Genomic DNA, 8,828 nt, shown 5'->3' with positions numbered 1-8,828 from the left:
TCAGGATAAGGCTTTCAAGGATTTTTAGCACCCATTTTGTCCCTTACGCCAAAAATTGCAAAGATTTAAAAGTTTTGAATACAAAAATGTTTTTTTACCCAGAAGAGAACAAATACAACGGTACCGGAAACGGGAAACAATGCTCCAATTTTTTACATCTAAATTAATGATTAATATTCATACAAAAATGATGATTAAATTACTTGGTATGGAAGCGTTTCTTTTTATTAAAAAGCTGATTTATTTCATCCCCCAACCGTGGCTGGCAATAAAAGATTGTCCGGTAAAAACATTGGTCGGGAATGACGCGAGAAATAAAGCGAGCTGGGCGATATCGGCAGTAGTGGTGAATTCGCCGTCAACCGTGCTGCCCAGCATGATGTTTTTAATCACCTCTTCTTCACTGATTCCTTTGGCCTGGGCCTGTTCCGGAATCTGTTTTTCTACTAGGGGTGTTTTGACAAAGCCCGGGCAAATCGCATGGGCGCGGACGCCGTGTTGCGCCCCCTCTTTCGCCAATGCACGGGTTAAGCCTAATAAGCCGTGTTTGGCGGTGATGTAAGGCGCTTTGTAGAGACTGGCTTCGTGGGAGTGTACCGAACCCATATAAATTACGGTGCCGCTACCTTGCGGATACATATATTTCAAGGCAGACCGGGTTGTGAGGAAAGCGCCGTTCAAGTGGATATCGAGCATGCGCTGCCAATCGGAAAAAGACAGTTGGTCGATAGGTGCAATAATTTGGATGCCGGCATTGGAAATCAAAATATCCAAACGGCCTGTGGCAGACACCAGCCGGTCGGTAGTTTGTTGTACATCGGATTCGCTGCATACATCCGTTTTTAATGCAATAGCCCGCCCTCCCTGCGATTGGATAGCCTCAACCGTTTGTTGGGCGGCTGCCAAATTGATATCGGACACGCCCACATATGCACCTGCACGGGCATATTGTTCGGCAATGGCGCGACCGATACCGCCTCCTGCGCCGGTAATTAAAGCTGTTTTGCCTTGTAGGCAATAGGTTTTATTAGAATTCATGGCGGTTCTCCTTCGTGTTATTCAAAATTTGTGATTTTAGTCATAAAATAATACAATTTGTATCATTTAGCAATTATTGTAGGATTGTTATGTAGTAATTTAAATATACAGGAGAAACAGAAATGAATAACCAAGTCAAACACATTGCTTTTATCGGATTGGGCAATATGGGAGCGCCGATGGCGGTTAATTTGTTGAAACACGGTTATATTGTCAGCGTGGTGGATTTGAATACAGCCGCAGTGGCTGCTTTGGTTGAGGCAGGTGCACGGGACGGCGGTTCTGTTCAAGAAGCGGCTGCTGTGGCGGATATCGTGTTAACAATGCTTCCTGCCGGCGAACATGTGAAAAGTGTGTATTTGGGCGCCGAAGGGCGACAGGGGGTGTTGGCAGTTTTGCCGGAAGGTGCTTTTGCCATCGATTGCAGCACGATTGCCGCCGAAGATGCCCGTTTAGTGGCAGCCGAAGCTGCCAAGCGCGGTATTGCTTTTGCTGATGCGCCGGTATCGGGCGGTATAGCCGGGGCGGCGGCAGGCACGCTTAGTTTTATGGTAGGGGCGCAAAGGGAGCATTTCGAACGCATATTGCCGCTGTTGCAGGCGATGGGGAAAAATATTTTCCATGCCGGCGGGCACGGGGCCGGCCAGGTGGCTAAAATCTGCAACAATATGCTGTTGGGTGTGTTGATGGCGGGTACGGCCGAAGCGGTGGCATTGGGGGTGCAAAACGGGCTGGATCCGGCGGTATTGTCGGACATTATGGCGAAAAGCTCCGGGGGCAACTGGGTGTTAAACGGTTATAACCCCTATCCGGGCGTAATGCCGAATGCGCCGGCAGGTAGGGCCTACCGCAATGGGTTTATGAGTAAGCTGATGCTGAAAGACTTGCGTTTGGCAGAAGAGTTGGCGCGGCATACGCCGCAAGATACGCCGATGGGCGGGCAAGCACGTTTGCTGTATGAACGGTTTGCCGCCGAAGAGGGTAACGCAGATTTGGATTTTTCAGCCGTGCTGGGGTTGTATCTGCCTCAGGTGTTGCCTGAATGATATGGAGACCTTTGCAAAACCCCCATCTGCGGCGCATTTCTGCGTTGTGCGCTGCTCGCTCGCTTGCCTATCTATCTGATATGTCTGCGCTCGCTGCGCTGCTACGCCTTGAACTGCATCCTCATCTGGGGGTTTTGCAAAGGTCTCATATGGCGAAAACTTTATTTTCAGACGGCCTCATATCGCGGATTAGCTTAACTTTCGCTACGGCGTTCATCCATTCCAGCAACTGTGCGCCGGTGAATTATCCCGCGCGTATGGGTGAAGCGCCCGGATGCCGGCGAAACCAGCAAACGGGTATTATGGGGGCGGAGGAAAAAGCCATTGCTGTAAGGAAATGACAAAAACAAGAAAATGCCTGTCTGAAAATATTGGTTTATATATTTTCAGACAGGCATTTTATATCGCACCTAACTTGCTAAGGCGCTGATTCAATAGTAGAGTTTTTTGCCGATGTGGAATTTTGTTTGAACCAATAATATCACCGGGGATTTACCATGTTTTTCGGTTTTGAAACATTTGATGTAACAGTTTCAGGAGCAACAATCCATGCATCCCTGCCTGCGTGGGTATGACGGTGGTTGGGTATTTCAGACGGCCTAGGGTCTGTCGACAATTAACGCAACGGCGGTGTTTTTGGCCAAAAAAACCCGTCTGCGGCGTTAAAAATGCTCGCAAGGTGTTCAACCTTGCTGTGCTTTTTGCCTTGCATACGCGGTTTTTGCCTTAAAAAACCGCTTCGCCGGTTAATTGTCGGCAGACCCTAGACAATTTGTAAAAAGGCATCGGGCTTTGATTCAGATTGATTTTTTCAGGCTGTTATGTGTTTCAGACAGTAGGGCGCTGATTTCTTTGGCCGCCTGCTGCATATCAGGCAGGAAGGCAAGCAAATCGGGCAGGTTTTTGCGGATAGTGGGTGCGTGCGTATAGAGTCCGCCGACAAACTGGCCGCCTTCATCGTAAATAGGCACGGCGAAACCCACCATGCCGGCGATGAATTCTTCGTTATCCGTGCCGTAGCCGCGCTGTTCGGTTACTTTGACGTCCTGCTCCAGTTCGGATGCGCCTGATAAGGTGTTTTTTGTCATGCGCGTCAGTGGAATATGGGTTAATAGCTGGCGGCGTTTGCTTGTGGGCAGCGTGCTGAGATAGAGCTTGCCGCCTGCGGTGCAGTAGAGCGGGACTTGGGTACCGCTGGGCAGATAAACCTGTAAAGGCCAGTTGGTTTGCACGCGGTCGGTGTAGGACATCATGCTGCCGTTTGGCACGGTAATACCGCAGGTTTCGCCTATTTTGGCCGACAACGAAGACAATACCGCTTCGCGGCTCAATTTATAGTGTTTGTTTTGCCAAATGTTTACGCTTAAACGCAGCGCACGGATACCGGGAACGATACCGCCTTGAATATCTTGTTGGATGAATTGCTCGCTTTCCAAAAGCTGTAACAGGCGGTGCAGGCTGGGTTTGGGGATATGCAAATCACGGATTAAATCCTGCGGCACCGGCGGTCTGCCGGCAGAGGCCACCGCTTCGATAATTTCTAATACGCGGGTGATGGACGAACCGCGGTCACGGTTGCTTTCAGACATATTTTCAGTATTCCAATCAATGATATAAGTAAAAACAATATGCTTAAATTGTATATTTTTAGCCTTATAAATCAATTATATAACAAATAATTTGATTGAAGCCATCAGAAAATTCCATTTCATTTTTCCGTTTTGTTGAATTAATTTATAAAACGATACAATTTGTATCAAAATACAAATAATATTAATATACAGAGGAGATGTGATATGTTGAGTTTGACAGGCATCATATTATCGCTGCTTTTGCTGATGTATCTGGCCTACCGCGGTGTCAGCGTGTTGATTCTGGCGCCTATCCTTGCCATGTTGGCGGTATTGTTCAGTGCGCCGAGTAATGAACTTTTAGGCACTTACACGCAGGTTTTCATGCAGGGCATGGGCGGATTTGCGATTAAGTTTTTCCCTATTTTTTTGTTGGGCGCAGTATTCGGCAAGCTGATGGAAGATTCGGGTGCGGCGCACAGCATTGCTTATGCGCTGGTTGAGAAGTTTGGCAAGCAGAAGGCTTTGCTTTCGATTATCGTGGCTTCGGCGGTGCTCACTTACGGCGGTGTGTCGGTGTTTGTGGTGACCTTTGCCGTGTATCCGATTGCGGCTGCGCTGTTTCGCGAAATCAATATTCCGAAGCGATTGATTCCCGGGGCGATTGCCGTGGGGGCGCTCACGTTCACTATGACGGCGATGCCGGGCACGCCTTCAATTCAGAATGCGATTCCGATGCCTTATTTTGAAACCGATGCTTTTGCCGCACCGGGCTTGGGCTTGATTGCCGGTGTGATTATGTTTGCCGGCGGGGTATGGTGGATGCAGCGCCGTCTGAAAACCGCGTTATCGGCGGGTGAGGGTTACGGCGAGCATCATGATGCCAATATCAAAGAGCAGGATTTCAAACATTTGCCGACTCTGCTTCAGGCTTTGGCACCGATTGTAGTGGTTATCGTGTTGAATTATGTGTTGAGCAAATTTTTATTCCCCGTTATGGATACGGCTTATCTGGCCGATAAGAAGTTTGGTGGTACGTCGCTGAGCGCGGTATCGGGTTTGTGGGCGATTATCGTGGCCTTGCTGGCAGGTTGTTTGATGTTGGTGTTTGCCAACATGAAATATTGGCGCAACCTGAAAAAATCGGTGAACGACGGTGCGATGGGTTCGCTCCTGCCGATTTTCAACACCGCATCCGAAGTGGGTTACGGTTCGGTCATTGCCACTTTGGCTGGTTTTGTGATTTTGCGTGATTTTATGGTCGGTTTGTCGCCTAACAATCCGCTGATTTCCGAAGCGATTGTGATTAACGTGATGGCGGGGATTACCGGCTCGGCCTCGGGCGGCATGAGTATCGTGTTGAACGTGATGGGCGAAACCTATATGCAGATGGCGCAGCAATTCGGTATTTCGCCCGAGTTGATGCACCGTGTGGCGTCGATTGCTTCCGGCGGATTGGATGCGCTGCCCCATAACGGCGCGGTGATTACCATGTTGGCGATCTGCGGTTTAACCCATAAAGAATCTTATCTGGATATCTTCATTGTTGCCGTGGTGGTGCCGCTATTGGCTTTAGTGGCGGTGATTACGTTCGGTACGATGTTCGGCTCGTTTTGAAGGCTTTCAGACGGCCTAAATTAAGAAGGAGAAACAAATGAGCATTCAATCCATTGTTTTGCCCCGCATGATGCAGATCGGCAGTGGGGCTTGCGAGAAACTGCCGGAATTTGTGCGTGCGATGGGCGGCAGCAAACCGCTGCTGGTTACCGACAAAATGATGGTGCAGTTGGGTTATGCGGAGCAAGTGCTCTCTGTGCTGCGTGAGGCGGGTATTGTAGCGGACGTGTATGATGACACAGTTCCCGAGCCGACGGCATCGTCGATTATGGGCGGCGTGGCGATGGTGCAAAACGGCAGTTACGACGTAGTGATTGCATTGGGCGGCGGCAGCCCGATAGACAGCGCCAAAGCGATTGCCGTGATGGGCAAATTCGGCGGCACGATACGCGATTATTGTTTTCCGCGTCTGGTCAGCGAAAAAGGCTTACCGCTGATTGCCATACCCACCACGGCGGGTACCGGCTCGGAATGCACCAAAGTTACGGTGATCACCGACGAAGCCAACAGTGAAAAATTATTGTGCGTCGGCACCGCTTTTATGCCCACGGCCGCCATTATCGATTACACCTTAAGTCTCAGCGTGCCGCCGCGCACCACCGCCGACACCGGCATTGACGCGCTCACCCATGCTATCGAGGCCTATGTCAGCCGCAAAGCGGGTTTATACAGTGACAGCCAGGCTTTGGCGGCTATGCGCCTGATCGGCCCCAATCTGCGTACGGTGTATCACGACGGCGGCAACCGCGCCGCACGCGAAGCCATGATGTTGGGTTCGACGCTGGCAGGCATTGCTTTTAACAACGCTTCCGTGGCGTTGGTGCACGGCATGAGCCGCCCGATCGGCGCGTTTTTCCATGTGCCGCACGGCTTGTCGAACGCGATGCTGCTGCCCGCCGTAACCGCTTATTCCATTCCGGCGGCGGCGGAGCGTTACGCCGACTGCGCCCGAGCCATCGGCGTGGCCGCTGCCGGCGACGACACCGATACCGCCAACCGCAAGCTGCTTGATGAATTGGTTGCCTTGAACCGCGAATTGAAAGTGCCGACTTTGGCCGAATTCGGCGTGCAGAAAGCCGATTTCGACGCGGTGGTGGAAATCATGGCCGAGCAGGCACTGGCTTCAGGTTCGCCCGGCAACAATCCGCGCATTCCCGCTAAAGAAGAAATCGTTGCCATTTACCGCGAGCTTTGGTAGCTACAGTTTAATGCAAGCTGCCGAAAGTAGGTTTCCGGTTCAGACAGGCATTCCGTTTGTTCAGACGGCCTTCATCAATATCAGGCCGTCTGAAAAGAACAAGCATTTCAATTTATATATTTTGATTTTTAAAGGAGAAATATCATGACACACATTGTCGGCCACTTTATCAACGGCAAAATCATCAACGATACCGCCCACACGCAAGATGTTTACAATCCTTCCACCGGCGAAGTCAGCAAGCAAGTGGCGTTGGCGGGCAAAGCCACGGTAGAAGAAGCCGTTGCCGCCGCGCAGGCCGCGTTTCCCGAGTGGCGCAAAACACCGGTGATGAAACGCGCGCGCATCATGTTCCGCTATAAAGAGCTGCTGGAGCAGAACCGCGACAAAATCTGCGAATTAATCGGTTCGGAACACGGCAAGATCGTGCACGATGCCGCCGGCGAATTACAGCGCGGCATCGAAAATGTGGAGTTCGCCTGCGGCGCACCCGAAATGCTCAAAGGCGAATACAGCAAAAACGTCGGCCCCGACATCGATTCTTGGAGCGACTTCCAACCCTTGGGCGTGGTGGCCGGCATCACCCCGTTCAACTTCCCGGCTATGGTGCCGCTGTGGATGTTTCCGCTGGCCATCGTGTGCGGCAACACCTTTGTATTGAAGCCGTCCGAGCGCGATCCGAGCGTATGCCTGTTTTTGGCGCAACTGATGCAGGAAGCCGGTTTGCCCGACGGCGTGTTGAACGTGGTGAACGGCGGCAAAGAAGCGGTGGATACCCTGCTGACCGACAACCGCGTGCAGGCCGTCAGCTTTGTCGGTTCCACCCCGATCGCCAAATACATCTACGCCACCGCCACCGCCAACGGCAAGCGCTGCCAAGCACTCGGCGGCGCGAAAAACCATGCCATCGTGTTGCCGGATGCCGATTTGGACAATGTGGTCAATTCCCTGTTGGGCGCAGCATTCGGTTCTTCCGGCGAGCGCTGCATGGCCTTGTCGGTAGCGGTGGCCGTGGGTGATGAAATCGCCGAACGCATGGTGGCCGGTATCAAAGAAGGCATGAAAACCATGAAAGTCGGCCCGTTTTCCGACAAATCCAATCATTTCGGCCCGCTGATTACTGCCGCGCACAAAGCCAAAGTGGAAGGTTACATTGCCAGCGCCGAAGAGCAGGGCGCCACCATCGTGGTGGACGGCCGCAACCCCAGCGTACCCGGCTATGAAAACGGCTTCTACCTCGGCGGCACGTTGATCGATCACGTTACCCCCGATATGGTGAGCTATCAGGAAGAAATCTTCGGCCCGGTGTTGCAGGTAGTGCGCGTGAAGACCATGCAAGAGGCGATGGATCTGATCAACAACCACATCTACGGCAACGGCACCTGCATCTATACCCGCGACGGCGAAGCCGCCCGCTATTTCGCTGACAATATCCTGGTGGGCATGGTTGGCATCAACATCCCATTGCCCGTGCCGGTGGCTTACCACAGCTTCGGCGGCTGGAAGCAGTCGATGTTCGGCGATTTGGGCACCTACGGCCCCGACGGCACCCGTTTCTACACCCGCCGCAAAACCGTTACCCAACGCTGGCCGACTTCCGAAGTACGCGAAGGCGCGGTGTTCTCCATGCCCACTTTAGGCTGAGCCGCTGCCAGTCGGCTGTATAGCGAATCAACTTAACTTTCGCTACGGCGTTGCTGCGCCTTGCCGTACTACTTGTACTGTCTGCGGCTTGCTGCCTTGTATCGAAAATTAATTTAATCCGCTATAACAGTTTATTGGTAAAAATTCCGGCGTCATTCACGGTATTAACGAAAATACTGTAAATGACGCCGGAATTTATATGCCGGAAAACTTATTTTTTGTTTGGTTGGCGGTGTAAGAAACGCAAGGCGGCTTCGTAGCCGTAGGTGCCGAGGCCGACGATTACGCCGACGGCTTTGTCGGACAAATAAGAGTGGTGGCGGAAGGCTTCGCGGGCGTGGACGTTGGAGATATGGACTTCTACAAACGGAATGTCAACACCGCTGATGGCATCGCGGATGGCGACGCTGGTATGGGTGTAGGCGCCGGCATTGATGATGATGTAATCGGTTTCGCCGCGTGCTTGATGAATACGGCTAACAATGTCGCCTTCGCTGTTGCTTTGGAAACAGCTGACACTCATGCCAAGATCGCTGCCGGTTTGTGTCAGATGGTTTTCGACATCGGCAAGCGTTTCTGCGCCGTAAATATGCGGCTCGCGGGTGCCGAGCAGGTTGAGGTTGGGGCCGTTGATAACCAGAACGGAAGTCATGGAGTTCTCCTATGCAGTGGATTTTCGGTTGGTTTGTTTTCAGACAGGCATATCATTTGGCA

The 8,828-nt window shown here is 51.8% G+C and carries 7 protein-coding genes and 1 pseudogene; 5 read left to right on the top strand and 3 right to left on the bottom strand.

Going from position 1 to position 8,828, the window contains the following annotated elements; genetic code table 11:
- Positions 1-240: 240 nt before the first annotated feature.
- Positions 241-1,038: a 3-hydroxybutyrate dehydrogenase gene (locus Q4C79_RS06985; protein WP_303090302.1), complete on the bottom strand. Its 798-nt coding sequence runs from the start codon at positions 1,036-1,038 to the stop codon at positions 241-243.
- Positions 1,039-1,160: 122 nt separating this feature from the next.
- On the opposite strand from Q4C79_RS06985, the gene mmsB reads away from it, so the two are divergent.
- Both mmsB and Q4C79_RS13205 read left to right on the top strand, forming a co-directional pair.
- The gene (gene mmsB / locus Q4C79_RS06980) at positions 1,161-2,084 is read left to right on the top strand and encodes a 3-hydroxyisobutyrate dehydrogenase (RefSeq protein WP_303090301.1); all 924 of its coding nucleotides are present in this window, start codon (positions 1,161-1,163) and stop codon (positions 2,082-2,084) included.
- Positions 2,081-2,230 (top strand): annotated as a pseudogene (locus tag Q4C79_RS13205) (lipoprotein signal peptidase); the annotation flags it as partial. The gene mmsB and the pseudogene Q4C79_RS13205, both read left to right, overlap by 4 nt.
- 651 nt (positions 2,231-2,881) lie before the next feature.
- On the opposite strand, the gene Q4C79_RS06975 reads toward Q4C79_RS13205, so the two are convergent.
- Complete coding sequence (locus Q4C79_RS06975) at positions 2,882-3,673, bottom strand: IclR family transcriptional regulator (protein ID WP_303090300.1); 792 nt, start codon at positions 3,671-3,673, stop codon at positions 2,882-2,884.
- Positions 3,674-3,880: 207 nt separating this feature from the next.
- Here Q4C79_RS06975 and Q4C79_RS06970 point away from each other — a divergent pair, with 207 nt between their 5' ends.
- The 3 genes from Q4C79_RS06970 (at position 3,881) to Q4C79_RS06960 (ending at position 8,114) form a co-directional block, all read left to right on the top strand.
- Positions 3,881-5,272, top strand: a complete 1,392-nt coding sequence (locus tag Q4C79_RS06970; RefSeq protein WP_303090299.1) for a GntP family permease — start codon at positions 3,881-3,883, stop codon at positions 5,270-5,272.
- A gap of 37 nt (positions 5,273-5,309) precedes the next feature.
- Positions 5,310-6,470: an iron-containing alcohol dehydrogenase gene (locus tag Q4C79_RS06965; protein ID WP_303090298.1), complete on the top strand. Its 1,161-nt coding sequence runs from the start codon at positions 5,310-5,312 to the stop codon at positions 6,468-6,470.
- 144 nt (positions 6,471-6,614) lie between these two features.
- Positions 6,615-8,114 carry a CoA-acylating methylmalonate-semialdehyde dehydrogenase gene (locus Q4C79_RS06960; protein ID WP_303090297.1) on the top strand — a complete coding sequence of 500 codons (1,500 nt, stop codon included), beginning with the start codon at positions 6,615-6,617 and terminating at the stop codon, positions 8,112-8,114.
- 211 nt (positions 8,115-8,325) lie between these two features.
- Here Q4C79_RS06960 and aroQ read toward each other — a convergent pair whose 3' ends face one another.
- The gene (gene aroQ / locus Q4C79_RS06955) at positions 8,326-8,766 is read right to left on the bottom strand and encodes a type II 3-dehydroquinate dehydratase (protein ID WP_303090296.1); all 441 of its coding nucleotides are present in this window, start codon (positions 8,764-8,766) and stop codon (positions 8,326-8,328) included.
- Positions 8,767-8,828 lie beyond the last annotated feature (62 nt).

Origin of the sequence: Neisseria sp., assembly GCF_030523955.1 — a bacterium.
GTDB lineage: Bacteria > Pseudomonadota > Gammaproteobacteria > Burkholderiales > Neisseriaceae > Neisseria.
Note: the sequence above shows the minus strand (reverse complement) of the source record. Positions and strands in the feature narration are given on the sequence as shown.

Coding starts and splice junctions, on each gene's coding strand:
- Q4C79_RS06985 (WP_303090302.1), bottom strand. CDS start 1,038: ATGAATTCTAATAAAACCTATTGCCTACAAGGCAAAACAGCTTTAATT.
- mmsB (WP_303090301.1), top strand. CDS start 1,161: ATGAATAACCAAGTCAAACACATTGCTTTTATCGGATTGGGCAATATG.
- Q4C79_RS06975 (WP_303090300.1), bottom strand. CDS start 3,673: ATGTCTGAAAGCAACCGTGACCGCGGTTCGTCCATCACCCGCGTATTA.
- Q4C79_RS06970 (WP_303090299.1), top strand. CDS start 3,881: ATGTTGAGTTTGACAGGCATCATATTATCGCTGCTTTTGCTGATGTAT.
- Q4C79_RS06965 (WP_303090298.1), top strand. CDS start 5,310: ATGAGCATTCAATCCATTGTTTTGCCCCGCATGATGCAGATCGGCAGT.
- Q4C79_RS06960 (WP_303090297.1), top strand. CDS start 6,615: ATGACACACATTGTCGGCCACTTTATCAACGGCAAAATCATCAACGAT.
- aroQ (WP_303090296.1), bottom strand. CDS start 8,766: ATGACTTCCGTTCTGGTTATCAACGGCCCCAACCTCAACCTGCTCGGC.